At 46.2% G+C, this 25,903-nt stretch carries 22 protein-coding genes; 17 read left to right on the top strand and 5 right to left on the bottom strand.

Annotated features, from left to right (window positions below):
* Window positions 1-4: 4 nt before the first annotated feature.
* A complete protein-coding gene (locus tag AOC07_RS04325) occupies window positions 5-358 on the top strand; it encodes a cytochrome c (protein ID WP_215358293.1) in 354 nt (117 codons plus the stop codon).
* Between the two features lie 73 nt (window positions 359-431).
* On the opposite strand, the gene AOC07_RS04330 is transcribed toward AOC07_RS04325, so the two are convergent.
* A complete protein-coding gene (locus AOC07_RS04330) occupies window positions 432-1,070 on the bottom strand; it encodes a GntR family transcriptional regulator (protein ID WP_215294149.1) in 639 nt (212 codons plus the stop codon).
* A 93-nt stretch (window positions 1,071-1,163) separates the two neighbouring features.
* Here AOC07_RS04330 and scpA point away from each other — a divergent pair, with 93 nt between their 5' ends.
* Genes scpA through AOC07_RS04370 form a run of 8 tightly spaced genes read left to right on the top strand, consistent with a single transcriptional unit; the run spans window position 1,164 to window position 10,273 of the window.
* A complete protein-coding gene (gene scpA / locus AOC07_RS04335) occupies window positions 1,164-3,350 on the top strand; it encodes a methylmalonyl-CoA mutase (RefSeq protein WP_215358294.1) in 2,187 nt (728 codons plus the stop codon).
* A gap of 15 nt (window positions 3,351-3,365) precedes the next feature.
* Entirely contained in the window at window positions 3,366-4,391 is a 1,026-nt protein-coding gene (gene meaB, locus AOC07_RS04340) for a methylmalonyl Co-A mutase-associated GTPase MeaB (RefSeq protein ID WP_215358295.1), read from the top strand.
* Window positions 4,392-4,401: 10 nt separating this feature from the next.
* Window positions 4,402-5,934 carry an acyl-CoA carboxylase subunit beta gene (locus AOC07_RS04345; RefSeq protein ID WP_215294152.1) on the top strand — a complete coding sequence of 511 codons (1,533 nt, stop codon included), beginning with the start codon at window positions 4,402-4,404 and terminating at the stop codon, window positions 5,932-5,934.
* 27 nt (window positions 5,935-5,961) lie between these two features.
* Complete coding sequence (gene accC / locus AOC07_RS04350; protein ID WP_215358463.1) at window positions 5,962-7,986, top strand: acetyl-CoA carboxylase biotin carboxylase subunit; 2,025 nt, start codon at window positions 5,962-5,964, stop codon at window positions 7,984-7,986.
* Between the two features lie 9 nt (window positions 7,987-7,995).
* Window positions 7,996-8,463: a VOC family protein gene (locus AOC07_RS04355; protein WP_215358297.1), complete on the top strand. Its 468-nt coding sequence runs from the start codon at window positions 7,996-7,998 to the stop codon at window positions 8,461-8,463.
* Window positions 8,464-8,496: 33 nt separating this feature from the next.
* A complete protein-coding gene (gene tsaB, locus AOC07_RS04360; RefSeq protein WP_251369698.1) occupies window positions 8,497-9,225 on the top strand; it encodes a tRNA (adenosine(37)-N6)-threonylcarbamoyltransferase complex dimerization subunit type 1 TsaB in 729 nt (242 codons plus the stop codon).
* Window positions 9,225-9,740, top strand: coding sequence for a ribosomal protein S18-alanine N-acetyltransferase (rimI, locus tag AOC07_RS04365; RefSeq protein ID WP_251371730.1), 516 nt, complete (start codon window positions 9,225-9,227; stop codon window positions 9,738-9,740). Before tsaB ends, rimI begins: the two co-directional genes overlap by 1 nt.
* On the top strand, window positions 9,737-10,273 hold the full coding sequence (locus AOC07_RS04370; RefSeq protein WP_215358299.1) for a DNA polymerase III subunit psi: 537 nt from the start codon (window positions 9,737-9,739) through the stop codon (window positions 10,271-10,273). The genes rimI and AOC07_RS04370 overlap by 4 nt, the downstream gene beginning before the upstream one ends.
* On the opposite strand, the gene lplT is transcribed toward AOC07_RS04370, so the two are convergent.
* A complete protein-coding gene (lplT, locus tag AOC07_RS04375) occupies window positions 10,270-11,589 on the bottom strand; it encodes a lysophospholipid transporter LplT (protein WP_215294155.1) in 1,320 nt (439 codons plus the stop codon). The genes AOC07_RS04370 and lplT overlap by 4 nt on opposite strands.
* A gap of 50 nt (window positions 11,590-11,639) precedes the next feature.
* Here lplT and alr point away from each other — a divergent pair, with 50 nt between their 5' ends.
* Window positions 11,640-12,755 carry an alanine racemase gene (gene alr, locus AOC07_RS04380; RefSeq protein WP_371816728.1) on the top strand — a complete coding sequence of 372 codons (1,116 nt, stop codon included), beginning with the start codon at window positions 11,640-11,642 and terminating at the stop codon, window positions 12,753-12,755.
* Between the two features lie 85 nt (window positions 12,756-12,840).
* On the opposite strand, the gene AOC07_RS04385 is transcribed toward alr, so the two are convergent.
* Window positions 12,841-13,728, bottom strand: a complete 888-nt coding sequence (locus tag AOC07_RS04385) for an outer membrane protein assembly factor BamD (protein WP_215294313.1) — start codon at window positions 13,726-13,728, stop codon at window positions 12,841-12,843.
* Window positions 13,729-13,748: 20 nt separating this feature from the next.
* Between AOC07_RS04385 and AOC07_RS04390 the strand changes: the two genes are divergently transcribed.
* The 7 genes from AOC07_RS04390 to AOC07_RS04420 all read left to right on the top strand — a co-directional run bounded on the left by AOC07_RS04390 (window position 13,749) and on the right by AOC07_RS04420 (window position 21,376).
* The gene (locus AOC07_RS04390; RefSeq protein ID WP_215358300.1) at window positions 13,749-14,789 is read left to right on the top strand and encodes an RluA family pseudouridine synthase; all 1,041 of its coding nucleotides are present in this window, start codon (window positions 13,749-13,751) and stop codon (window positions 14,787-14,789) included.
* Entirely contained in the window at window positions 14,786-15,547 is a 762-nt protein-coding gene (gene pgeF, locus AOC07_RS04395; RefSeq protein ID WP_215358301.1) for a peptidoglycan editing factor PgeF, read from the top strand. Before AOC07_RS04390 ends, pgeF begins: the two co-directional genes overlap by 4 nt.
* 111 nt (window positions 15,548-15,658) lie before the next feature.
* Window positions 15,659-17,290 (top strand): class I poly(R)-hydroxyalkanoic acid synthase, encoded by a 1,632-nt coding sequence (phaC, locus tag AOC07_RS04400; protein ID WP_215358302.1) that lies wholly within the window; start codon window positions 15,659-15,661, stop codon window positions 17,288-17,290.
* A gap of 41 nt (window positions 17,291-17,331) precedes the next feature.
* Window positions 17,332-18,072 carry a 3-ketoacyl-ACP reductase gene (locus AOC07_RS04405; RefSeq protein WP_215294159.1) on the top strand — a complete coding sequence of 247 codons (741 nt, stop codon included), beginning with the start codon at window positions 17,332-17,334 and terminating at the stop codon, window positions 18,070-18,072.
* A 117-nt stretch (window positions 18,073-18,189) separates the two neighbouring features.
* Window positions 18,190-18,750, top strand: a complete 561-nt coding sequence (phaR, locus tag AOC07_RS04410) for a polyhydroxyalkanoate synthesis repressor PhaR (protein WP_215294160.1) — start codon at window positions 18,190-18,192, stop codon at window positions 18,748-18,750.
* A gap of 2 nt (window positions 18,751-18,752) precedes the next feature.
* Window positions 18,753-20,111, top strand: a complete 1,359-nt coding sequence (rimO, locus tag AOC07_RS04415) for a 30S ribosomal protein S12 methylthiotransferase RimO (RefSeq protein ID WP_215358303.1) — start codon at window positions 18,753-18,755, stop codon at window positions 20,109-20,111.
* A gap of 80 nt (window positions 20,112-20,191) precedes the next feature.
* A complete protein-coding gene (locus tag AOC07_RS04420) occupies window positions 20,192-21,376 on the top strand; it encodes an acetyl-CoA C-acyltransferase family protein (protein WP_215294162.1) in 1,185 nt (394 codons plus the stop codon).
* Between the two features lie 56 nt (window positions 21,377-21,432).
* Here AOC07_RS04420 and serB read toward each other — a convergent pair whose 3' ends face one another.
* Together serB and mfd are read right to left on the bottom strand one after the other, a co-directional pair.
* Window positions 21,433-22,320, bottom strand: coding sequence for a phosphoserine phosphatase SerB (gene serB, locus AOC07_RS04425; protein ID WP_215358304.1), 888 nt, complete (start codon window positions 22,318-22,320; stop codon window positions 21,433-21,435).
* A gap of 23 nt (window positions 22,321-22,343) precedes the next feature.
* Complete coding sequence (gene mfd / locus AOC07_RS04430; protein ID WP_215358305.1) at window positions 22,344-25,886, bottom strand: transcription-repair coupling factor; 3,543 nt, start codon at window positions 25,884-25,886, stop codon at window positions 22,344-22,346.
* Between the last annotated feature and the right edge of the window lie 17 nt (window positions 25,887-25,903).

Here is a 25,903-nt window from a genome sequence, read left to right on the forward strand (position 1 = left end):
GTTTATGAAATTTGCACTAATTACCGCAGTTTTACTATCGAGTATTGGCCTTGTTAACGTATCCAATGCTGCTAGCGTTGATAAAGGTCAGGCACTAGTTGAGAAAGCCAATTGTGCTTCTTGCCACGGCGCTGGCCTGAATGCCCCAATCTTGCCGGTTTATCCTAAACTGGCCGGTCAGTATCCTGACTACCTTTACTATGCCTTGAAGGCGTACAAAGTAGGTAATGGCAATCCACAATATGGTCGTAATAATGCGGTTATGGGTTCACAAGTTCAAGTATTCTCCGATGCAGATCTGCAAGATATTGCTGCTTACATTGCATCCTTACCAGGAAACTTTGTAGTCAAGAAGTAAATTCCCTGGGCTGTAGATAAAGCAAAGGCTTAGATTAATATTCTAAGCCTTTGTTATTTATAGGTATTTTATCTTACCTAAGTGCTTCCAGGCCTCTAGAGAAGTGCTTTCTCATAGCGGCTTCTGCAGCCAATTCATCTCGCTTGAGAATTGCCTGCAGGATTTCTCGATGCTCAAGGAGGGATGCTTGTAGTCTTCCTGTGCTCGTCAAAGAATCTTTTCGATGCAATTTGAGTACTTTCCTTAAATCAGCAATAACGCCATTCATCCACCGATTGCCGGCAATTTCCTGGATTAACTCATGAAATTTGCCATTAATTTCAAAGAATTGCTCAATATCTCGGTCTGCAGCGGCTTTTTCTAGTCGGTGGTGTAGGTGGTCGAGTTGATTTAGCTCATCCTCAGTTGCTTTTGTGGCGGATTCTTTTGCGGCCTGGCTCTCTAATAGCGATAACACCGTGAAAATTTGCTCTAAATCACCCCGATTGACTTCAGTCACGTAGGCGCCTCTGCGCATCTTGATGGTTATGAGGCCCTCAGAAGCCAATACTTTGATTGCTTCTCGCATCGGCGTCCTGCTAATTCCGTACTGCTCAGCCAGAGATTGTTCGTCCAGCCAGCTCCCTGGAGGAAATTGTTTGCTAAATATCTGCTCACGCAGCCGATCAGCTACATCCTCGTACAAGGGTCTGTTATTCAATTTTGTATTCATAATTATGAATACATGATAACTAGACAAATTCCAAATAGTCAAGCAGAATTGTAGAAGTTAGATGCAATGCAATAAAACTACCAGGAGTGCTTTGTGAGTTCAGACAATAAAAGTTCATCAACAAGTTCATGGCCGGAAGTTCCAGAAACTAATTTGGACGCCTGGAAAAAGTCTGCACAGAAATCCGCGCCAAATGGCAATGTGGGCAAACTGGGCTGGAATACGCCTGATGGCATTCAGCTGAAAGCACTCTATACCTCTGCTGACACCGAGGGATTGAGTTACACCAATACCTTGCCAGGTTTTGAACCTTTTGTTAGAGGCCCACAAGCAACGATGTATTCAGTTCGTCCATGGACCATACGTCAATATGCCGGCTTTTCTACTGCTCAAGAATCCAATGCGTTCTATCGGAAAGCATTGGCTGCGGGCGGACAAGGTGTATCCGTTGCCTTTGACTTGGCCACCCATCGTGGCTATGACTCTGATCATCCTCGTGTCACTGGTGATGTTGGTAAAGCTGGCGTTGCGATTGATTCTGTAGAAGATATGAAGATCTTGTTTGATGGCATTCCATTGGATAAGGTGTCTGTTTCTATGACTATGAATGGTGCCGTTTTGCCGGTATTGGCTGGCTATATTGTTGCTGGTGAGGAGCAAGGCGTAAAGCAGGAACAGTTATCGGGCACGATTCAGAACGACATACTCAAAGAGTTCATGGTGCGCAATACCTATATTTATCCGCCAGAGCCATCGATGCGAATTATTGGCGACATTATTGAATACACCGCTAAGCACATGCCGAAATTCAACTCGATTTCGATTTCGGGTTATCACATGCAAGAAGCTGGCGCAAATCAAGTTTTGGAGCTGGCCTTTACATTGGCCGATGGAAAAGAGTACGTCAAAACAGCGCTTGCAAAAGGATTGGATGTGGACGGCTTTGCGGGCCGCTTGTCCTTCTTCTTTGCAATTGGCATGAACTTCTATTTAGAGGTCGCCAAATTACGCGCTGCAAGGTTGTTGTGGTGGCGCATCATGAAGTCTTTCGAGCCGAAAAATCCAAAGTCTTTGATGTTGCGTACCCATTGTCAAACATCGGGCTGGTCTTTAACAGAGCAGGACCCCTATAACAACGTTGTGAGAACAACTGTTGAAGCTATGGCAGCTGTATTCGGTGGCACCCAATCCCTCCACACGAACTCATTTGATGAGGCAATTGCCTTGCCTTCAGAGTTTTCAAGTCGAATAGCACGGAATACTCAGTTGATTCTTCAAGAAGAGACCCACATCACTAGCGTGATTGACCCTTGGGCAGGTTCTTACATGATGGAGAGCCTCACGCAAGAGATGGCAGATAAGGCCTGGGAAATTATTCAAGAAGTCGATGCCATGGGTGGAATGACCAAGGCCGTAGAAAGTGGTTGGGCTAAATTAAAGATTGAGGCATCGGCCGCTGAGAAGCAAGCCAAGATTGACTCTGGCTCCGATGTGATTGTTGGTGTCAATAAATATAAGCTTGAAAAAGAAGATCTCGTGGATGTTTTGGTGATTGACAACGATCGCGTTCGAGATGGTCAGGTTGCGCTTCTGAAAGATATTAGAGCAAAGCGCGACAGTAAAAAAGTAGAGGCCGCATTAGAAGCATTAACCAAAGCTGCTGAGGACAACACCGGAAACTTGTTGGAATTGGCAGTGAATGCAATACGTTTACGCGCTACGGTTGGTGAAGTATCTGATGCATTGGAAAAGGTTTACGGGCGCCATCGCGCCGATACTCAAAAGGTGACCGGTGTGTATGCAGCTGCCTATGACTCAGCCGAGGGCTGGGAAAAACTCAAACTAGAAATCGCTGACTTTGCCAAAGATTTTGGCCGACGTCCACGCGTGATGATCGCTAAGCTTGGTCAAGATGGTCATGATCGTGGCGCCAAGGTTGTGGCTACAGCCTATGCAGACTTGGGCTTTGATGTGGATATCGGCCCGCTGTTCCAAACCCCCGAAGAGTGCGCACGTCAGGCTATTGAAAACGACGTTCATGCTTTGGGTGTTTCAACGCTAGCAGCAGGTCATAAGACATTGGTTCCGGCCATCATTGAGGAACTAAAAAAACAAGGCTCAGATGACATCATCGTCTTTGTGGGCGGCGTGATCCCTAGGCAAGATTACGAGTTTCTTTACGAGGCAGGCGTGAAAGGTATTTATGGACCAGGCACCCCAATCCCAGCTTCGGCTAAGGATGTGCTTGAGCAAATTCGTAAATCAATAAAACCAGCTTAGCCTGGATTAGAGAACATGCTCGAAGCTGCCGATCAAACTTTAGTGAGCGACCTCACTGGTATTCCGTCGCTAAAACAGCGACGTGCATTAGCGAAGATCATTACCTTGCTTGAGTCTACACGCTTAGATCATCGTAAACGTGCTGATGAAGTACTCAATACACTCCTGCCAAAGACTGGAAAATCATTTCGTTTAGGGATCTCTGGAGTGCCTGGGGTAGGTAAGTCTACGCTGATTGAAACTCTCGGTTTGTATCTGATTGAAAAAGGTCATCGCGTTGCTGTGATGGCGATTGATCCTTCTTCGAGTTTATCTGGCGGATCTATTCTGGGCGATAAAACCCGCATGGAGCGCCTCTCAGTTTTAGAAGGCGCCTTCATTAGACCAAGCCCATCCTCCGGAACGCTAGGCGGTGTTGCCGAGAAAACCCGTGAAGCCATGTTAGTAGCGGAGGCAGCCGGGTTTGATGTCATCATTGTCGAGACTGTCGGTGTTGGGCAAAGTGAAATTGCTGTGTCTGGCATGACAGATATGTTCTTGCTATTGCAGTTGCCAAATGCTGGAGACGATCTTCAGGCAATCAAAAAAGGCGTCATGGAAATTGCGGATCTCATTGCTATTAATAAAGTTGATATTGATCCTGATGCAGCTACGCGTGCGCAACTATTTATTACTAGTTCTTTGCGTTTACTAGGTTTTCAAGGAAATCCTGATCATGCTTCCCATGATCAAGAGTTTTGGCATCCAACCGTCATTACCTTAAGCGCCCTCGAGGGTAAGGGCATTCCTGAGTTATGGGAAAAAGTTTCTCAATTTCAAAAACTGCAAAGGGCAAACGGCAAATTTGAGAGCCGTCGCAAGCGACAGGCAGGTGCATGGATGTGGGATCGTATCGATGCTGGTCTAAAAACCGCTTTCCGAAATAATCAAGCAGTGCAAGAGCTATTGCCAATTTTAAGTGCACAAGTAAATCAAGGAACTATGGCAGCTTCAGTTGCGGCAAGACGCTTATTAGAGTCCATGGGGCATGAATTTTTCTAAGGAGCAGGAAATGAAGGAAATCATTCAACAGCTGGAAGCGAAGCGCGAGCTTGCCCGATTGGGTGGTGGGCAAAAGCGTATTCAGGCTCAGCATGCGAAGGGCAAATTAACAGCCCGTGAGCGTATTGAATTATTGCTGGATGCCGGCACTTTTGAAGAGTGGGATATGTTCGTGGAACATCGCTGCCATGACTTTGGAATGGCCGATCAAACAGTGCCAGGTGATGGCGTAGTTACCGGTTATGGAATGATTAATGGCCGCTTGGTGTTTGTATTTTCACAAGATTTCACTGTATTAGGCGGATCTTTATCTGAAGCACATGCAGAAAAAATTTGCAAAATCATGGATCAGGCCCTGAAGGTTGGTGCGCCTGTGATTGGCTTAAATGACTCTGGCGGCGCACGTATTCAGGAAGGCGTTGCTTCCTTAGGCGGCTATGCAGAAATCTTTCAGCGTAACGTTACTGCTTCAGGTGTGATTCCACAGATCTCTTTGATCATGGGGCCATCCGCTGGTGGTGCCGTATATTCACCGGCGTTGACCGACTTCATCTTCATGGTTAAAGACAGTTCTTATATGTTTGTCACTGGTCCAGAAGTTGTCAAGACTGTTACTCATGAGGACGTCACCTCTGAAGAATTAGGTGGTGCTGTAACGCATTCAACCGTGTCAGGAGTCTGCGACTTGGCATTTGATAATGATGTTGAAGCAATCATGATGCTGCGTCGTTTCTTTAATTATTTGCCGCTCTCTAACCGCGAAAAACCACCGCTAATTAAAGGTGCAAACCGCAATGAAGAGTTTGATTTCTCCTTGGATACCTTGGTGCCCTCTAATCCAAATCAACCATATGATATGAAAGAGTTGATTGAGAAGATTGCCGATGATGGCGAGTTCTTCGAATTACAGCCTGACTACGCTAAAAATATTGTGATTGGTTTTGCGCGTATGGAAGGACGTTCAATTGGTATCGTAGCAAACCAACCATTAGTTTTGGCTGGCTGTTTGGATATTAAAGCCTCCATTAAGGCTGCACGTTTCGTTCGTTTCTGTGATGCCTTTAATATTCCAGTGGTGACCTTAGTAGATGTTCCAGGCTTCATGCCAGGTACTGCACAAGAGTACGGCGGCATTATTAAGCATGGGGCTAAATTACTCTATGCCTACGCTGATTGCACTGTGCCTAAAGTGACATTGATTACTCGCAAAGCCTACGGCGGAGCCTATGATGTGATGGCCTCAAAGCATTTACGTGGTGACGTGAACTTTGCATGGCCATCCGCAGAAATTGCGGTGATGGGTCCAAAGGGTGCTGTTGAGATTATCTTCCGTGAAGAAAAATCTGATCCCGAGAAGATTGCAGCCCGTGAAGCAGAGTACAAATCGAAGTTTGCAAACCCATTTGTTGCTGGGCGTCGTGGTTATATCGATGACGTCATTTTGCCTCATGAAACGCGCAAACGTATTGCCCGTTCTCTGGCGATGCTGAAAGATAAAGACTTGAAGAATCCTGCCCGTAAACACGGCAATATTCCTCTGTAAGGGCGCCAACAAATCATGACTACGAAAATGTTTAAGAAAATTTTGATTGCAAATCGCGGCGAGATTGCTTGTCGCGTTATGAGTACCGCCAAGAAAATGGGTATTAAGACGGTGGCCGTCTATTCAGAAGCAGACAAAGAAGCGCGTCACGTGCAGCTAGCAGATGAGGCGATATGTATTGGGCCTGCGCCTTCTAGAGAATCTTATTTGCTAATGGATCGGATCATCCAGGCTTGTAAAGATACGGGTGCTGAAGCAGTTCATCCTGGGTATGGTTTTTTATCTGAGAACGAACAGTTCGCCAGACGTTGCGAAGAGGAGGGTATTGTCTTCATCGGCCCGAAATACCAATCCATTGCTGCAATGGGTGACAAGATTGCCTCCAAGAAATTGGCATTAGAGGCCAAGGTCAACACAATCCCGGGCCACAACGAGGCAATCGCAACAACTGAAGAAGCAGTCAAAATCGCTCATGGTATTGGCTACCCAGTGATGATTAAGGCTTCTGCTGGAGGCGGTGGCAAGGGTCTGCGAGTAGCATTTAATGATAAAGAGGCGGCCGAAGGTTTTGCTGCATGCAAGACCGAGGCAATGAATAGCTTTGGTGATGATCGTATCTTTATTGAGAAGTTTGTTGAAGGCCCGCGCCATATTGAGATTCAGATATTGGGTGATTCGCATGGCAACGTGGTGTATCTAAATGAGCGAGATTGTTCGATTCAGCGTCGTCACCAGAAGGTGATCGAGGAAGCGCCATCACCCTTTATCGATCCTGCAACTCGTAAGGCTATGGGTGACCAAGCTGTTGCTTTGGCTAAAGCAGTGAACTATCAATCTGCCGGTACTGTCGAGTTTGTGGTGGGCAAAGATAAGTCTTTCTACTTTTTGGAGATGAACACGCGCCTACAAGTCGAGCATCCGGTAACCGAGTCGATCACAGGTCTTGACCTCGTTGAGCAAATGATACGTGTAGCTGCCGGCGAAAAGCTCGCTTTTAAGCAAGCGGATGTGAAGTTGGATGGTTGGTCAATAGAATGCCGTATCAATGCTGATGATCCATTTCGCAATTTCTTACCTTCGACTGGACGTTTAGTTAAGTATCGCCCACCAGAAGCCATCAATGGCGTACGCGTCGATACAGGCGTATATGAGGGCGGTGAGATTCCGATGTATTACGACTCCATGATTGCCAAATTGATTGTGCATGGCAGGGATCGCACTGAGGCTATAGAAAAAATGCGTGCTGCCTTAAATGATTTCGTCATTCGGGGCATCCATTCTAATATTCCTTTTCAGGCAGCACTGTTGCAGCATCCCCGTTTTGTGAATGGTGATTTCACAACGGGCTTTATTGCAGAGGAATATCCAGAAGGATTTAAAAAAGACTCCGTACAACCAACTGATCCGAAGCGCCTTGCAGCACTGGCTGCCTTTATGCGCTATCGCTACCTAGAGCACATCAAAATGATTGACGGTCAACTAGCTGGCCATGAAATGATCATAGCGAAAAAGTTTGTTGTGGTTACGGGTATCAAAGCCGGCTCGATGAATGATCCAGTTGAGCTGCCTATTCGCGTCGAGTTAAAGGATGGAATTTACTCTGTCTATATCGATGAGGCCGATGAAGTAAGTCGTTACGATATCGTTAGTGATTGGCGCCCAGGACAAATTTGTCTGAACGCTACCATTAATGGCAGCCATAAAATTACTGCACAAGTAGAGCGCCGTGGTGTGAAATATATTTTGGTGCTTGATGGTGTACATTTTGAATGTATGGTCCTGAGCCCCTTAGGTGCAGAGCTCCAGCGCCGGATGCCAGTGAAACTGCCACCGGATACATCGAAGTTGGTGATGTCGCCCATGCCTGGTCTTTTGACAAAGATTGCTGTCAAGGTCGGCGAGACAGTAACGGCGGGTCAAAAACTCGCATCAATCGAGGCCATGAAAATGGAAAATACACTTTCAGCCATGCAAGATGGTGTAGTAGCAGAGATTTGCGCTAACGAGGGCGATAGCTTGGCAGTTGATCAACTCATCATTCGCTTCGCATAAGGAAAAAAGATGTCTGCTAAGCCATTTAAAATTTTAGGCATCCAGCAAATTGCTATTGGTGGCGAGAATAAAGACCGCCTAAAGAAATTATGGGTTGATCTGTTGGGCTTTGAATATAAGAGTACTTTTGTCTCTGAGCGTGAAAACGTGGATGAGGATATTTGTGCAATTGGCAAAGGTGCGTATGAGGTTGAAGTTGATTTGATGCAACCTTTTGATATTGAAAAGAAGCCGGCAGTACATCAAACCCCCTTAAATCACATTGGTTTATGGGTGGATGACCTGCCTAAAGCAGTTGAATGGCTATCTGCTAATGGTCTACGTTTTGCCCCAGGCGGTATTCGCAAGGGAGCGGCTGGCTTTGACATCACTTTTGTCCACCCCAAAGGTAATGAGGAGTTCCCGATTAGTGGCGAAGGGGTCTTAATTGAGCTTGTACAGGCGCCGGCTGAAGTGATTGCAGAATTGGGTTCATAATTTCATTTTTAAAGCACAGTAAACGAGTTCAAATTGGCCCGCATTCTAGCCATCGACACCTCAACAGCTTGGTGTTCGGTGGCTTTATCTTTAGGTGATCAAGCACCAATAGTCCGACATGAGTTGGTATCGGCTGGCGCTAGCCAACTGGTTTTACCTTGGGTTGAGGATCTGCTGGATGAGGCAAATTTGAAGCTAAATGGACTTGATGCCATTGCGGTTGGGATTGGTCCTGGTGCCTTTACAGGGGTCAGGCTTGGTGTAGCAGCAGTTCAAGGCTTGGCCATCTCCTGTAATTTGCCAGTTTTGCCTGTGGCTAGCTTGGATGCCATTGCGGCGCAATTCATTAAAACGGAAGACTTCAGTCGGGCAAAGCCAGCACATTTTGTCATCGCCATAGATGCCCGTATGGATGAAATTTATTGGGCTAAATACGAAACTCCGATTGGTGCAGATCAATTGCCAAAGCGTATCACCGCTATCCATTTGTCAAAGCCTGAAGAATTAGATCTCGTTGATGTTGATCATTTAGCCGGTAGTGCTATTAAGACCTACGGCGATCGCCTATTGACCAAGGTAAACGTACCGCTTTCTTCGGTTACGCTGGATGCGGAAATCCATCTAACCGCCTTAGGCATCTTAGATTGCGCTAAGCAAAATTATCTGGAAGGTAAGCAAATCGATGTGCGCATGCTTGAACCGCTGTATGTGCGAGATAAGGTTGCCTTTACCACCCTAGAACGCCAAGAATTACTCAAGTAATGTCTGAGAGCTTTGCTGAACTTTCTTTTCTGCCTATGCAGACTGCAGATTTAGATGCTGTTTTGGAGATTGAATCGGTATCGCATCAGCACCCGTGGACCAGGGGAAATTTTTCCGATTCGCTAGCGGCAGGACATTGGGCTTATTGCATTCGCCCGCAAGTAGATCAGGCGGTCAAAGGTTCCTATTTAGATCCCGCAATTTTATGGGCTTATTGCATTCTCTTTCCCGCAGTTGATGAATTGCATTTGCTGAACATTACGGTATCTACAAAGTTGCGCAAGCTGGGGTTGGGTTCCAGAATGATGTCGGCAATCGAGGGTGTGGCTGCGCAGCAAAAAATTCCCAGAATTATTCTAGAAGTTCGGCCGTCGAATGTTGCGGCAGTCAATTTGTATCAAAAGCTTGCTTACGAGCAAATTGGTATGCGTAAAAATTACTATCCAGCTGATCCACACTTGGGAACACGCGAAGATGCGCTCGTGATGGCTAAATCGATTAAGCTAGAGTCATGAGCAATACACATTCAGTCTTCCTGAAGGAAATGGGCATTACCGAATGGTCTTCTAAAGATGCGGTTCATGCCATCTCATCTGCGGAAAGTTCAGTCCAAGTACAGCAGGCAACTGCTATAGCACACCAAGAGGCTGTTGAAAAAGTTTCTCAAGGGCATTGGTGGTTCTTTGGTACTCAGCCGCAAGGTGATGCGCAGACTCTCTTTCAGAATGTCGTCCGCACGCTAGGTTTAGGACCGCAAGAGTGGTCATGGAAGAGTACCAACGATAATCTGGGTACGCTTCAAGCCCCGGGCGATGGTTTGCCAGTGGTGGCGTTTGCCTTTGGAGGTCCTATCGCTCAAAAAATTACTGGTGAGCGAGATCCTTTGCCGCAACTACGTGAAACGATACTCTCTCTAAATAATGGGGCTGATGAGGAGATTCCAGTCATCGCTTCATTTGACTTGGCGCAACTAGTTACTAAACCCAAAGACAAGGCCTTGCTCTGGCAGGATCTTTTATTAGCAAAGTCAGTACTGCAGAATATTTAATGCTTGTGTTCACCGATGAGGTGCATCGAGTCATATTCCGCTTGGTTTTTAGCGTGACGCTTAATAACCAGCCACATCAAGCCACTGACTGTTAATCCAAAGCCAATGATGACATACGGTACTGGTACATCAAGCCATATCAATACTGAATACATGGCAAGCATCATTAGCACCGAAATATTTTCATTGAAGTTTTGAACTGCGATTGAGTGGCCGGCAGACATCAGCACGTGACCGCGATGCTGCAGTAGTGCGTTCATTGGTACAACAAAATAGCCTGCCAACCAACCAACTAGTATCAATAAAAGATATGCCGGTAGCAAATTGAGGCTTACTTGCATTTTGCCGATTGTCATCATCGTTATATTAGGCAACATATCTGAGTTGTAGACAGCCATCACACAAACCACTAAACCCATGGCGATGCCATATGGCAATACCTTTAGAGAGTTACGAAGAGGTACGCGACCTGCGGCCCAAACGGCTCCACCGGCTACTCCGACAGCGGATATGGCTTGCAGAATGGCGCCTTGCGACAGATTCATGTGAAGGGCAACTTGAGCCCACTTAATCACAATAAATTGCAGAGTAGCACCAGCACCCCAAAACAAAGTGGTCACTGCCAATGAGATTTGACCGAGGCGATCATTCCATAAGGTCTTAAAGCAAACTGAAAAATCTTTGATAAGTTCAATGGGATTTGCTTTTTGAGCAACATAGCGCGCCCCGGTATCTGGAATCTTGAGATTAATCAGTGCTGCAACGATATAAATCATCATGATGATCATGATGGCGGATTCAGCAGGCGTATCAATCCCCGTATCAATGGTCGGCATATCCAATGCCAGCAGGCTTTGGGATACCGTACTGCTAATCAAAACACCACCTAAGACGGTACCTAAAATAATGGAGCCAACCGTGAGGCCTTCGATCCAGCCATTGGCAGCCACTAGTTTTTCTGGTGGGAGAAGTTCAGTCAAAATTCCATACTTCGCGGGTGAATAGGCTGCAGCACCAAGACCGACGATCGCATAAGCTAGCAATGGGTGGCTACCAAAAAGCATGACTACGCAGCCTACGAACTTAATCGTATTGGTGATGAACATGACATTGCCCTTGGGGCGTGAGTCTGCAAAGGCGCCTACAAAGGCAGCTAGAACCACATAGGACAATACGAAGAATAATTTGAGTAAAGGGGTCATCCAGGCCGGAGCATGAAGCTGGGCCAATAGGGCAATTGCTGCGATCAGCAGGGCGTTATCAGCAAGCGACGAAAAAAATTGCGCCGCCATAATGATGTAAAAACTACGGTTCATTCGTACAATCTAGTCATTGATTCAATTAAAACACGAAAGGAGGGGTCAATATGGGCCCTTCAGCTAATGGCTTGATTAATAGGCCAATTTTGGCATCGATTTACACCGAGGCCTTTCGGCATAATTTAAACAGAGTTCGGGAGCTTGCTCCAGAGTCTAAGATTTGGTCTGTCATTAAGTCTAGGGCCTACGGGCACTCTTTTGAGGCTGCCTTGCAGGGCTTGGCATCTACCGACGGTTTTGCCCTCCTAAACATGGAAAGTGCACTGCGTTTAAGGGAGCAAGGTTGGCAGGGCAGAATCCTATTATTGGAAGGGTTATTCCATGAAAATGAATTGGCACTAGCCCACAAGTTGTCATGCGATCTCGTTGTTCATTGCGAAGCTCAGGTTGAATGGCTTGAGAAATATCAAGCGCATAAACCATTTAATGTTTTTCTGAAAATGAATACCGGCATGAATCGCCTAGGCTTAAAACCTGCAGCCTACAGAACGGCATTTCATCGCTTGCATGCCTCGGGTTGCAAAATGCATCACATGACGCATTTTGCAAATGCTGATCAAGTTGATCGGATTCCCACTGTCGATAGTCAGTTGGAATTATTTAATGACACGATTGATGGCTTGGCTGCCCCCACTTCACTGGCTAACTCAGCGGCGACTTTGTGGCATCGCAATGCTCTTGGCGATTGGGTTAGACCTGGAATTATGCTTTATGGCGCATCGCCAACAGGGCTGTACTCAGATATTCAGAATGCCCATTTAAAGGCGGTAATGCATCTACATAGTGAAATCATTGATATTCAGGAGTTGGAAAAAGGCGAACGCATTGGTTACGGTGGACGCTTTGAGACTCCTGAAGCAATGAGGGTGGGCATCATCGCTTGCGGATATGCCGATGGTTATCCGCGTCACGCAAAAGATGGTACGCCAGTCTGGGTAAGTGACGGAAGCAAAGATGGCGGAATAATTTGCCCAATCGTTGGTCGTGTATCGATGGATATGATGAGCATTGATCTACGTAATGCACCTCATGCAAAAATCGGTAGCGTTGTAGAGTTATGGGGCGATAAGGTTCCTGTTGATGATGTTGCACAAATGAGTGACACCATTGGGTATGAACTTCTTTGTGCTGTAGCCCCTCGTGTCCCTGTAGTCATTAAGTAAACATTAAAGGGTAGCTAGAGAAGGTGCTTCAATAAAAAACCCCATTCAATTTGAATGGGGTTTGAATTTGCGATACCTTGCACTCTTACTTATTCCAGAACTGCCACCATCTACGCTCTTTCTTCACGCGCTGCCCAGTTTCTAACATCTGACTATCCGGAAAGTTAAGCTTAAAGACGCGAGCCGTATCGTTGCTGAGGTCAACCATGCCCAGCTTTTGATAGGACTTATACAGCAGATAGAGAGCCTCTTCCACGGCAGGTGCGCGGTCATAGTCTCGAATGACGAGCTGCGCACGATTTGCAGAGGCTAAATAGGCGCCACGCTGATAATAAAAACGGGCCACAATCACATCGGCTTCAGCCAGCGAATTGACGATATAGCGCATCCGATCCAAAGCGTCTGGTGCGTATTTACTGTCGGGAAAACGTTCGACAACTACTTTGAACGATTCAAACGCATCTTTAGCTGCTTGCGGATCACGCTCACTTAAATCTTGACCGGTAAATTTACCAAGCCAACCCAAGTCATCATTGAAGGTGATAAGACCTCTGAGGTAATAGCCATAATCTAAGTTTGGACTACCTTGATGCAATTTGATAAAACGATCGATCGCAACCAGTGCTTGTGCTTGTTCATTGCCCTTCCAGTAGCAATAAGCAGCATTAATTTGCGCTTGCTGTGAGTAGGGACCAAATGGAAAGCGTGCCTCTAGTTTGTCAAAGTATTTGCCGCATTTAACGAAGTCACCATCATTTAATTTATCGGTGGCTTCCGAATAGAGTTTGGCTTCTGACCAAATATCGGTATCGTCTTTTTGGCCATCGCTACCGGCGCATCCACTGAGTAATAGCACTGCCGTCAGCATTACCAAAAGCAATGCTAGGGGGCTGTTATTAAAAAAAGTGGCCTTTTTTTGTTGGGCAGAGTTACCAGCAAGCCTTAAACTGGCGTCTGATATTACGTCGGACATTACTGAAAGGCTCTTTAAGCGTGGCATTGCCGCAAACTCCTGATTCGAATCCTACCGATTATATCGATGATGAGGATTTCATCTCCCTGGAGATTCCTTTAGAGATGGCCGGGGAGCGACTCGACAAGGTATTAGCAGGGTCTTTGCCTGATTATTCCCGTAATCGACTCAAAGCCTGGGTTGAGGCAGGGGCTGTTATGGTGGACGGAAAAGTCACCAAAGCCCGTTATTTGCTGCATGGTGGTGAAAGTATTAAGCTCTTTCCACAAGAAATGCCGGAGCAATTTGCCTTCAATCCGGAAGATATTCCTTTGGATGTTGTTTATGAGGACGAATCTCTTATCGTGATAAATAAGCAGCCAGGTTTGGTAGTGCACCCAGCCGCCGGAAATTGGTCGGGCACTTTGCTCAATGGACTCTTATTTCGCTATCCAGAGCTCAAGTCCTTACCTAGGGCTGGGATTGTTCATCGCTTAGATAAAGACACTTCTGGGTTGATGATGGTAGCTCGTACCGCTCAAGCCCAAACTGCTCTAGTAAGGCAGCTACAAGAGAGAACTGTTGGGCGTCGCTATTTATCTTGGGTTTGGGGTGATGCGCCTAGTCAAGGCAAAGTTTTAGCCTCTGTTGGCAGGGATCAACGCGATCGTCTTCGAATGGCAGCCGGCAGCCCACAGGGTAAGCCTGCAGCGACTGTATTTCGAAGGCTTGCAAAGGGCAGTTTTAATGAGTCTCCTCTAGCCTTGCTTGAGTGCCGCCTAGAGACAGGGCGTACGCATCAAATCCGCGTACACCTCGAATCACTTGGCTTTCCATTGCTAGGCGATCCGGTTTACCGTAAAAAAACGCCTGGAGTTGCCAAGTCCATGCCATTTGAGCGCCAGGCTCTACATGCATACGCCCTCAGTTTGCAACATCCCTTATCTCAGCAATGGATGACTTGGTTTCGCTTGCCGCCGCTTGATTTGATGGACTTATTGCCACAGCTTGGCATGGGCCCCGAGGTGCTGCCAAGGGAAGAGGCTTTATTAGCATCCATTCATCATGAGCATCAATCATGAGCTTTATTTTGCCTAAATGGTCAGCCCCACAATGTGTTCATTCATTGCAAACAACAAGGCAGGACGGCATTAGCAATCCACCTTATGAAAGCCTCAATCTTGGGGATCATGTTGGAGATCAATACCCAAGAGTTTTAGCAAATCGTCAAATTCTGAGAAAGCATCTACCGACAGAGCCTATATGGCTTAAACAAACACACGGTGTTCAGGTGAGTACGCCTGCTAGTCGCGCCCTAGTGATTGCTAAGCCATTCGAGGCCGATGCTGCCGTAACAAATATTCCAAACGAGGTATTGGCTATTTTGACGGCTGATTGCTTACCGGTCCTACTTTCTACTACTAATGGTTCTGTTATTGGCGCCGCCCATGCAGGGTGGCGTGGCTTATGCGATGGCATTTTGGAAAACACAGTAAGCGAAATGCTCAAGCTTGCAGATCTTCCTATGGCGGCAGAGTTGGTCGCCTGGATGGGGCCAGCAATTGGTGCAGAATCCTTTGAAGTTGGCCAGGATGTATTGGAACGTTTTCAGGAAACGGGGATGCATGACATCCAGCAGTGTTTTTTACCTATTCCCCATAAGCCTGGAAAGTATTTTGCTGACATTTATCAGTTAGCACGAGATCGACTCACGGCTATTGGCTTGAAATCCATCTTTGGCGATGAAATGTGTACCGTGAAAAATGAAGCACAATTTTTCTCCTATCGTCGTGATGGAGTAACGGGTCGATCTGCATCCCTCATTTGGATTTCCAAATAACGTTGATTGTGTGCGGGTAAACACTAGCCCATTTCTGCGGCTAGGGTTATTGCGTATAACTTTATAAGCTGTATAGACCGAGAATGATCCTAATTAATTGAAGAGACTACTATGTTTGCAGGCATGAATACCGGGGCCACCCCATCATTGGCGCCGCACCATATGGCGATGATTCCTCCAGAGCGCTTGGCGGAAATTCAAAAGGAATACTTCGCCGAGTTAGCACATATTGCGACTAATCCCGAAGCCATTGAGGTAAAGGATCGTCGCTTTGCTGGTAAAGCTTGGCATTCATCTTGGAGCAAGGTGATTGCTGCAACCTATTTGTTGAACTCAAAACATCTGATGTCTTTAGCCAATGCAGTGGATACAGATGAAAAGACTAGACAGAAGATTCTGTTTACGACCGAGCAAATGATCGATGCGCTCTCGCCATCGAACTTCATTGCGACTAATCCAGAGGTGCTAGAAAATATTATCAGTACCCAGGGCCAATCGATTCAAAAAGGGATCGTAAATTTGCTGGGCGACATGAAGAAGGGCAAAGTTTCTCAAACGGATGAGAGCGCTTTTGAGGTTGGAAAGAATATTGCAACAACAGAGGGTCACGTTGTCTTTCGTAATGAATTATTTGAATTAATCCAATACACGCCGCTGACGGAAACTGTTTTTGAACGCCCTTATTTAATGGTGCCTCCATGCATTAATAAATATTACATTTTGGATTTGCAGCCCGATAACTCCGTTGTGCGCCATATGGTTGCTCAAGGACATACCGTCTTCCTCGTTTCCTGGAAAAACCCAGATGCCGCTATGGCGGAGGTGAGCTGGGATGATTACGTTGGAAAAGGTGTCATTAAAGCGATTGAGGTTGTAAAAGATATTGGCAATACCAAGCAGATCAATATCCTAGGATTTTGTGTTGGCGGTACCCTAACGTCTTCAGCCTTAGCAGTTCTTGCGGCACGCGATGAGCACCCAGCAGCTAGCCTAACTTTATTTACAACCTTATTGGATTTTACCAATACGGGCGTTTTAGATGTCTTTATTGATGAAGGCATGGTAGAGTTACGCGAGAACACCATCGGCGGCAAGAATGGCAAGTGCGGAATGATGTCTGGCTTAGATCTAGGGAACACTTTTTCCTTCTTGCGTCCTAACGATTTAGTTTGGAACTATGTAGTTGAAAACTATCTCAAAGGCAATTCTCCGCCCCCATTTGATTTGCTGTATTGGAATGGTGATTCAACCAACTTGCCAGGCAATATGTATTGCTGGTACTTACGTCATACCTATTTGCAGAATGATTTAGTTAAGCCTGGCAAGCTTAAGATTTGTGGTGAGAAAGTTGATTTAGGCAAGATTAAGTGCCCAGCCTATTTATATGCTTCTCAAGAGGACCATATTGTTCCTTGGCAATCTGCTTATGAATCAACGCATATCCTGAAAGGGAAAAATCGTTTTGTTCTTGGCGCCTCTGGTCATATTGCTGGTGTGATAAATCCGCCAGCAAAAAATAAGCGTTATTACTTTGAAAATAACAAGATTGCAGCTACTGCAGATGAATGGCTTAAAGGCGCAAAGCAACTACCCGGAAGCTGGTGGCCGAATTACACCAAATGGCTTGAGCAATTTGGCGGAGAAAAAAAACCAGCAAGCAAAATATTTGGTAATGCCAAGTACAAAAAAATGGATGCTGCACCTGGGGTGTATGTAAAAGAAAAGGCAGTTCAAGCGGCTTAAGCGCCGTAAAAATTCATGAAGGTTTTTTAAAGGGGAAATCAATGTCTCAAAAAGTCGCGTACGTAACTGGTGGTATGGGCGGTATTGGTACTGCTATTTGCCAACGTTTAGCAAAAGATGGATTTAAGGTGATCGCTGGTTGCGGTCCAAATTCACCGCGTAAAGATCGATGGATTGCTGAGCAGAAGGCTTTGGGTTATGACTTTATTGCCTCAGAAGGCAATGTCTCTGATTGGGACAGTACTGTTGCTGCTTTCGAGAAGGTAAAGGCTGAAGTGGGCCGCGTTGACGTATTGGTAAATAATGCCGGCATTACGCGCGACAGCGTATTCCGCAAGATGACCCCTGATGCATGGAAGGCTGTGATTGATACCAACTTAAATTCGCTTTTTAACGTTACCAAACAAGTGATCGATGGCATGGTTGAAAACAATTGGGGTCGTGTGATCAATATTTCTTCTGTCAATGGTCAAAAAGGTCAGTTTGGTCAGGCGAACTATTCAACTGCTAAGGCAGGTTTACATGGTTTCACAATGGCCCTGGCACAAGAGGTTGCCACTAAAGGCGTTACTGTGAACACCGTTTCTCCAGGTTACATTGGTACCGATATGGTTAAAGCCATCCGCGAAGATGTTCTTGAGAAGATTGTTGCTGGTATTCCTGTGAAGCGTTTAGGTACTCCTGAAGAAATTGCTTCCATTTGCTGCTGGATTGCTTCTGATGATGGTGGCTATGCAACTGGTGCAGACTTCTCATTAAACGGCGGCATTCACACTGGTTAATACTGCAGTGCAGCATTTCTGCACAATGATTTGGTCGCAACATTGCTTATTTACCTTTGCATCAAACTAGAGATAAACTAGGCTAATGTTGCGTTGCAGTATTCAGTAAGGAAAAAAATGGTTACCCGAACAAAGCGAGCTGGTGAAGACCGCCTCATTAAGAAATACCCCAATCGTCGTCTCTACGATACCCAAACCAGCACCTATGTCACCTTGTCCGACATTAAGGGATTGGTCATGGGAAATGAAGTTTTCAAAGTGATTGATGCAAAGACGGATGAAGATCTGACTCGCAATATTTTGTTGCAAATTATTCTGGAAGAAGAGGCTGGCGGTGCTCCAGTGTTCTCGTCTCAAATGCTTTCACAAATCATTCGCTTCTATGGCAACTCGATGCAAGGTTTGATGGGTAATTATCTTGAAAAGACAATGCAGTCTTTTGTGGATATTCACAATAAATTAGGTGATCAGACCAAAGGCTTAGGTGCTGGTAGTACGCCTGAAGCTTGGTCGCAAATGATGAATCTTCAAAACCCCCTCATGCAAGGCTTGATGGGGAATTACATGGAGCAGAGCAAAGATTTATTTGTAAAAATGCAAGAGCAATTACAGGGCTCACAAAACCTATTTGGTAATTTTGCGTTTACACCACAACCTACTAAAAACCAAAAAGAATAGTTGTGGCTGGGAAAATTGGTTTTGTATCCTTAGGCTGCCCTAAGGCGCTCGTTGATTCTGAGCTGATTCTCACGCAATTGAGTGCCGAAGGGTATGAGACGGCAAAGGATTATTCAGGTGCTGACTTAGTGGTTGTGAATACCTGCGGATTTATCGACTCTGCGGTAGAAGAAAGTCTTGCCGCGATTGGTGAGGCGCTTGCTGAAAACGGCAAAGTGATTGTCACTGGATGTTTGGGTGCCAAAAAGAATGCTGACGGTAGCGATCTTATACAAAGCATCCATCCTAAAGTGCTTGCAGTGACTGGGCCACATGCTACCGATGAAGTGATGCAGGCAATTCATTTGCACCTGCCAAAACCACACGACCCATTTACAGACTTAGTTCCTCCGGCGGGTGTCAAGCTGACACCAAAACATTATGCTTATCTAAAGATATCTGAGGGCTGTAACCACCGTTGCACTTTCTGCATCATTCCTAGTCTTCGTGGGGATTTGGTATCAAGACCTATTGGCGAGGTATTGCTGGAAGCTAAGCGTTTATTTGAATCTGGTGTGAAAGAGTTATTGGTTGTCTCTCAGGATACGAGTGCTTATGGCGTTGATATTCAATACCGCACAGGTTTTTGGGATGGCAAGCCAGTAAAGACTCGGATGTTTGATTTAGTAAACGCCTTAAATCAGATTGCCCGCGAACATCAAGCATGGGTACGGCTGCATTACGTTTATCCTTACCCGCATGTTGATGACATCTTGCCTCTGATGGCAGAGTTTTCTGAGCATGGCTATGGTGTATTGCCTTATCTTGACATTCCTTTGCAGCATGCACATCCTGATGTTCTGAAAAGAATGAAGCGACCTGCTAGCGGAGAGAAAAATTTAGAACGCATCTTAGCTTGGCGTGCTGCTTGTCCTGATTTGGTTATTCGCAGTACTTTTATTGCAGGATTCCCGGGTGAAACTGAAGCAGAATTTGAGTACTTGCTCAATTTCTTGGATGAGGCACAAATTGATCGCGCAGGATGTTTTGCGTATTCACCTGTCGAGGGTGCAACCGCAAATCAATTGGATAGTCCAGTTCCCGACACAGTTCGAGAGGATCGCCGTGCGCGTTTCATGGCAAAAGCAGAAGAAATCTCCATTAAGCGTCTTGCCAATAAAATAGGAAAAAGGGTTCAGGTCCTGATTGACCGTGTTGACGAATCTGGTGGAATTGGCAGAACCATTGGGGATGCCCCTGAAATTGATGGTCTGGTGAGGGTTTTGCCGCCGACTAAGCCCTCAAAGCGCTATCGCACAGGCGAAATCATTCGTGCAACGGTTATTAGCTCCCAAGGGCATGACCTAATAGCGGAAACTTGACGATTGCTATAAAAATAATGTTTGCGTCATTCATTTAGTACAAATTCAGCCCAATTTTGGGCTCGTCTAAGGGGATTTTTATGAGTCGTGATGTCGTTGTCTTAAGTGCAGTACGTTCCGCTATTGGCGCCTTCAATGGCTCCCTCAGTAGCTTTGAGCCTTCCGAGCTCGGCGGTATTGTGATGAAAGAAGCAGTTGCCCGCTCTGGTGTAGACCCCGCCTTGATCAATTATGTAACTGTTGGAAACACCATCCCAACGGATAGTCGTTACGCTTACGTTGCTCGCGTTGCCGCGATTCAAGCTGGTTTGCCAATGGAATCTGTAGCCATGGCCTTGAACCGTTTATGTAGCTCTGGCCTACAGGCAATTGTGACTACTGCGCAGCAAATCATGTTGGGTGACTGCGATTACGGTGTTGGCGGTGGTGTTGAAGTCATGTCGCGCGGTATGTATGGCTCGCCAGCGATGCGCAGTGGTGCTCGTATGGGTGATACCAAAATGCTTGACTTGATGGTTGCTGTATTGACCGATCCATTTGGCGTTGGTCATATGGGTGTTACTGCAGAGAACCTCGTTGAAAAATGGAAGCTGACTCGTGAAGAGCAAGACGCATTGGCAGTGGAATCACACCGTCGTGCTGCTAACGCAATTAAAGAAGGTCGTTTCAAATCCCAAATTGTTCCAATTACCATTAAGTCTCGCAAGGGCGATGTCGTATTTGATACTGACGAACATTGCAAACCAGATACCACTATGGAAACTCTGGGCAAGATGAAAGCTGTATTTAAGAAAGAGGGTGGCTCTGTTACTGCAGGTAACGCCTCTGGTATTAACGATGGTGCAGCGTTCTTTGTATTGGCTGATGCAGAAACTGCCAAGAAGGCTGGTCATAAGCCAATCGCACGTTTAGTGTCCTATGCGGTGGCTGGTGTTCCGAACCACATCATGGGCGAAGGTCCAATACCCGCAACTAAGCTTGCTCTTGAGCGTGCTGGCCTCAAGTTAGATCAAATGGATGTGATTGAATCCAACGAAGCATTTGCTGCGCAAGCCTTGGCAGTGACGAAAGGTCTTGGTTTAGATCCAGCTAAAACAAACGTGAACGGTGGTGCGATTGCTTTGGGTCACCCTATTGGTTGCTCTGGCGCTGCTATTGCCACTAAAGCCATCCATGAATTGCAACGTGTTCAAGGTAAATATGCTTTGGTAACGATGTGTATTGGCGGCGGTCAAGGTATTGCTACTATTTTTGAGCGTCTGTAATAAAAGCTGGGGTAAAGACTCAGGACGATTTGCGATTGATCTCTTTGGTTAAATGCTCAAGAGATCAGTAGTAAAGCAGCATCCAAGCCGACTCGGTCAAAAGCCGCGTCGGCTTTTTCTTTGACGACTGGTTTTGCTTTATAGGCAACACTAATGCCTGAGCCATTCATCATGATGAGGTCATTTGCGCCATCACCCATCGTGATTGCATTTACTTTAGCGCATCCCAACAAGCGACAAGCTTCATCGAGATAGGCTGCCTTAGCAGCGCCATCGACAATATCGCCAAGCACTTTGCCCGTCAACTTGCCATCGATGATTTCTAAGGTATTGGCTTGTGATTGCTTAAAGCCGAGTTGTTCGCGAAGTTTTTCTGTAAAAAAGGTGAAGCCACCAGATACTAAAAGAGTGTAAAGACCGCGTGCACTTGCTCCTGCCAACAGTTCTTGGGCACCAGGATTTGGCTGCAAGCGTTCTCGATAAACTGCTTCTAGCGAGTCAACGGACACTCCTTCTAGTAGGGCAACACGACGCCGCAAGCTTTCTTTAAAGCCTTTAATCTCACCACGCATCGTTGCTTCGGTAATTTGTGCAACTGCAGATTTTTTTCCGCTAAAGTCGGCAATCTCATCAATACATTCAATGTTGATTAACGTTGAATCCATATCCATCGCCAGCACTTTGATGTCAGCAGGCTTGAGCTCGGGATTTAAGAAGCAGAGGTCGCTATTAAATTTTGCTGCAATGGAGCGCAGATGTTCCCTTTGGGCAATATCTAATAATTGATTCAATTCCCAACGCTCAGAATAGTAGATGCCATTGGAGATTTGTCCGACTATCGAATCTACGGACACTCCATATTGATTGGCTTGCTTCTGAAGTTCAAAGACTAGCTTTTCGGGGATTGGCTCTTTAGAGAGGGCAACAAGAGTTTGCTTGGACATAACTTAATAATAAAGGCGAATGATTAATTGGCTTTAGCAGGGCTCAGCATGGCAGATTCATTTAGGCGGCGCAATACTTGGCGAATTGCATCTAATCGCTGCTCAAGTTTTTCGAATTCCCGATCTTTTTGGGGTAATACTTTGAGCTTATCTTGGCCGTTGAGTTGAATGTGTTTAGAGCTCTGAATCAGCTGAATGATCTTGAGTGGGTCAATAGGTGGATTTGGAATAAATTGAATTTGTATTGATGTTGCTATGGCATCAATCTTTTTAATGCCAAAGCCGGCCATCTCCAGGCGGAGTCGATGCGTTTCGTAAAATGATTTAGCCTGATCGGGAAGATCCCCAAAGCGATCTACCAATTCTTCCCGTAAGCCCATGAGCTCTGAGAAATCATTTGTACCGGCAAAGCGCTTATACAAAGAGAGGCGCTCATGCACATCAGGACAATAGTCATTCGGAAGCAAGGCCGGGACACCGAGATTAACGTCGGTAGTTGCTTGTAATGGTGCAAGTAAATCAGGCTCCTTACCGCTTCGCAAAGACTTGACTGCTCTATTGAGCATCTCTGTATAAAGTTGAAAACCAATCTCATGAATTTCACCAGATTGTTTATCACCTAAGACTTCGCCAGCACCCCGAATCTCTAGGTCATGCATAGCCAAATAGAAGCCTGACCCAAGCTCTTCCATGGCCTGAATGGCATTGAGGCGCAACTGGGCTTGTTTGCTTAAGGCCTCTGGATCGGGAACGAGCAGGTAAGCATAGGCTTGGTGATGTGAGCGACCAACACGACCGCGTAGTTGGTGTAGTTGGGCTAAGCCAAACTTATCGGCACGATGCATGATGATGGTATTGGCAGTTGGTACATCAATACCAGTTTCAATAATGGTCGTGCACAACAAAATATTAGTTCTTTGGGTAACGAATTCGCGCATGACAGACTCAAGTTCACGCTCATGCATTTGACCGTGAGCGACACTAATACTTGCTTCTGGAATCAGTTCTTGTAGTGCGTGTTTACGATTCTGAATAGTTTCCACTTCATTGTGAAGAAAGTAGACTTGGCCGCCACGTTTGATTTCTCGAAGAACTGCTTCGCGAATAACGCCATCACCCTCCCGGCGTACAAATGTTTTAATCGCGAGACGTTTCTGAGGTGCGGTAGCAATAATAGAAAATTCGCGTAAGCCCTCCATGGCCATGCCCAAGGTTCTGGGTATTGGTGTGGCAGTCAAGGTGAGGATATCAACTTCGGCCCGTAAGGCCTTTAGAGCATCTTTTTGGCGGACGCCAAAGCGATGTTCTTCATCCACAATCACCAAACCGAGATTTGCAAACTGCGTTTCCTTGGAGAGTAGCTTGTGGGTTCCAATAATGATGTCAGCTTCGCCCTTGGCAATTGCTTCTAATGCAGCATTGATTTCTTTGGTAGTTTTAAAGCGTGAGAGTTCAACAATTCGAACGGGCCAATCGGCAAATCGATCCTTCCAAGTGGCAACATGCTGTTCGGCGAGTAAGGTAGTCGGCGCAAGAATAGCAACTTGCTTGCCACCCATGACTGCAACAAAACTAGCCCTTAGCGCAACCTCAGTTTTACCAAAGCCAACATCACCGCAAACCAAGCGGTCCATCGGCGTACCGCTCGTCATATCGCCAATTACTGCAGCAATTGCATTTGCTTGATCGGGAGTTTCTTCAAAGCCAAAGCTTTCAGCAAAAGCGGCGTAATCGTGGGCTGAAAATTCAAAGGCATGGCCTTTACGGATTGCTCTTGCAGCATAGAGCCCAAGGAGTTCGGCAGCAGTATCCCGAATTTGTTGAGCAGCTTTGCGTTTGGCTTTATCCCATTGTCCAGACCCTAGCTGATGAAGCGGTGCTGAATCTGGGTCAGATCCAGCATAACGCGTTACCATTTGCAATTGTTGAACGGGGACATACAGGGTTGCTTCACCTGCATATTGAAGATGGAGAAACTCTTCAAAAATGGGTGCTTCTTTAGGGGGAGCTAAATTGAGAAGTACCAAGCCCTGATAGCGCCCAATACCGTGTTCAGCATGTACTACAGGGTCACCAATCTTGAGCTCTGACAAATCCTTAAAGAGCATGTCAGGGTCGGCACTCTCGGATGCTTTACCCTTGCGCCTTTGCCTTGCGGTTGCAGTAAATAATTCTGCCTCGGTAATGATGATGAGGTTTTGGGCCGGCCAGGAGAAACCATTAAAGAGTGGGGCAGTTGTTATTCCAAATAAGGAGTCACTCTTAATAAATTCGGCAACCGTTTCAAAGCCTTCGGGCTTTAGCTCATAAAGGGGTTTGCCATCTAGGCCAACAACAGAGTTGCTTTCTTCAAATAATTGTCGAATTGATTCTTTGCGACCAGCGCTATCGCTACAAATTAGAATGCGTACTTTCTCATTTGCTGTTAATTTTCGTAAACCGCTTACTGGATCAGCGTCGCGACGATGAACTGCAATATCTGGGACCGGAAGAAACTGCGCAGCTTCGTCAGTTTCTTTTTCTAGGGAGAGGCGAGCATGTGGTTTTGCTGTAGAGAAGAATTCATCAACATCCAGAAATAATTCTTTTGGCGGAAGAATGGGTCTATCAAGATCATGTTTGAGAAACTCATAACGTGAGAGAGTGTCTTTCCAAAAGCTTCGTATCGCATCCTCAATATCGCCGGTGCTGATAATCCATACCGGATCGCCTGATCTTGGGAAATAATCGAATACGCTTGATTGTTCCTCAAAGAACATAGGTAGATAGGACTCTATGCCTGCGCTAGGGATGCCTAAGTTCGCATCCTTGTAGATGGAGCAGCGGGTGGGGTCTCCTTCAAAGACTTCTCGCCAACGGCCTCTGAATGCCGTGCGAGCCTCATCATTAAAGGGAAATTCATGCCCCGGAAGAAGACGAACCTCTTTGACGGGATAGAGACTTCTCTGGGTGTCCGGGTCAAACGAACGAATCTGCTCGATTTCATCGCCAAATAAATCTAAGCGATAGGGCAGAGTAGAGCCCATTGGAAATAGATCAATCAGTCCACCGCGAATGCTGTATTCACCCGGACGCATGACTGCACTTACAGGATCATAGCCAGCCTGTTGGAGTTGTAGTTTTAGCGCTGCCTCATTGAGTCTGTCTCCCTGCCTAAAGAAAAAGGTATGCCCTGATAAGAAGTTTGGTGGCCCCAATCTTTGCAGTGCCGTGGTTACAGGGACCAGAACTATATCGCAGCTACCATTCAGAAGCTCATAGAGGGTTGCTAAACGCTCAGACACTAAGTCTTGATGCGGGGAGAAATGGTCGTACGGAAGAATTTCCCAGTCAGGCAAAAGACGTGTTTTGAGCTGTGGAGCAAAGGCCGGAATTTCTTCTAAAAGTCTTTGGGCTTCTTGTGCCTGTGCACAGAAGATCACCATGACTGAAAAATCCTTGCGATAGTGCAGGGCGGTTTGGGCTATCAGAGCAGCGTCAGCCGAGCCTACCAGCCCCGAAAAGGTAAAGCGCTGCCCAGCCCGCGGAGCGGGTATGGGGGGTACTAGATTTAATCCATCAGACATCTACGCTCATTATAGAA

The sequence above is a fragment of the Polynucleobacter sp. UB-Raua-W9 genome (assembly GCF_018687435.1).
GTDB lineage: Bacteria > Pseudomonadota > Gammaproteobacteria > Burkholderiales > Burkholderiaceae > Polynucleobacter.

Coding starts and splice junctions, on each gene's coding strand:
- AOC07_RS04325 (WP_215358293.1), top strand. CDS start 5: ATGAAATTTGCACTAATTACCGCAGTTTTACTATCGAGTATTGGCCTT.
- AOC07_RS04330 (WP_215294149.1), bottom strand. CDS start 1,070: ATGAATACAAAATTGAATAACAGACCCTTGTACGAGGATGTAGCTGAT.
- meaB (WP_215358295.1), top strand. CDS start 3,366: ATGCTCGAAGCTGCCGATCAAACTTTAGTGAGCGACCTCACTGGTATT.
- AOC07_RS04345 (WP_215294152.1), top strand. CDS start 4,402: ATGAAGGAAATCATTCAACAGCTGGAAGCGAAGCGCGAGCTTGCCCGA.
- accC (WP_215358463.1), top strand. CDS start 5,962: ATGTTTAAGAAAATTTTGATTGCAAATCGCGGCGAGATTGCTTGTCGC.
- AOC07_RS04355 (WP_215358297.1), top strand. CDS start 7,996: ATGTCTGCTAAGCCATTTAAAATTTTAGGCATCCAGCAAATTGCTATT.
- rimI (WP_251371730.1), top strand. CDS start 9,225: ATGTCTGAGAGCTTTGCTGAACTTTCTTTTCTGCCTATGCAGACTGCA.
- AOC07_RS04370 (WP_215358299.1), top strand. CDS start 9,737: ATGAGCAATACACATTCAGTCTTCCTGAAGGAAATGGGCATTACCGAA.
- lplT (WP_215294155.1), bottom strand. CDS start 11,589: ATGAACCGTAGTTTTTACATCATTATGGCGGCGCAATTTTTTTCGTCG.
- alr (WP_371816728.1), top strand. CDS start 11,640: ATGGGCCCTTCAGCTAATGGCTTGATTAATAGGCCAATTTTGGCATCG.
- AOC07_RS04385 (WP_215294313.1), bottom strand. CDS start 13,728: ATGTCCGACGTAATATCAGACGCCAGTTTAAGGCTTGCTGGTAACTCT.
- pgeF (WP_215358301.1), top strand. CDS start 14,786: ATGAGCTTTATTTTGCCTAAATGGTCAGCCCCACAATGTGTTCATTCA.
- phaC (WP_215358302.1), top strand. CDS start 15,659: ATGTTTGCAGGCATGAATACCGGGGCCACCCCATCATTGGCGCCGCAC.
- AOC07_RS04405 (WP_215294159.1), top strand. CDS start 17,332: ATGTCTCAAAAAGTCGCGTACGTAACTGGTGGTATGGGCGGTATTGGT.
- phaR (WP_215294160.1), top strand. CDS start 18,190: ATGGTTACCCGAACAAAGCGAGCTGGTGAAGACCGCCTCATTAAGAAA.
- AOC07_RS04420 (WP_215294162.1), top strand. CDS start 20,192: ATGAGTCGTGATGTCGTTGTCTTAAGTGCAGTACGTTCCGCTATTGGC.
- serB (WP_215358304.1), bottom strand. CDS start 22,320: ATGTCCAAGCAAACTCTTGTTGCCCTCTCTAAAGAGCCAATCCCCGAA.
- mfd (WP_215358305.1), bottom strand. CDS start 25,886: ATGTCTGATGGATTAAATCTAGTACCCCCCATACCCGCTCCGCGGGCT.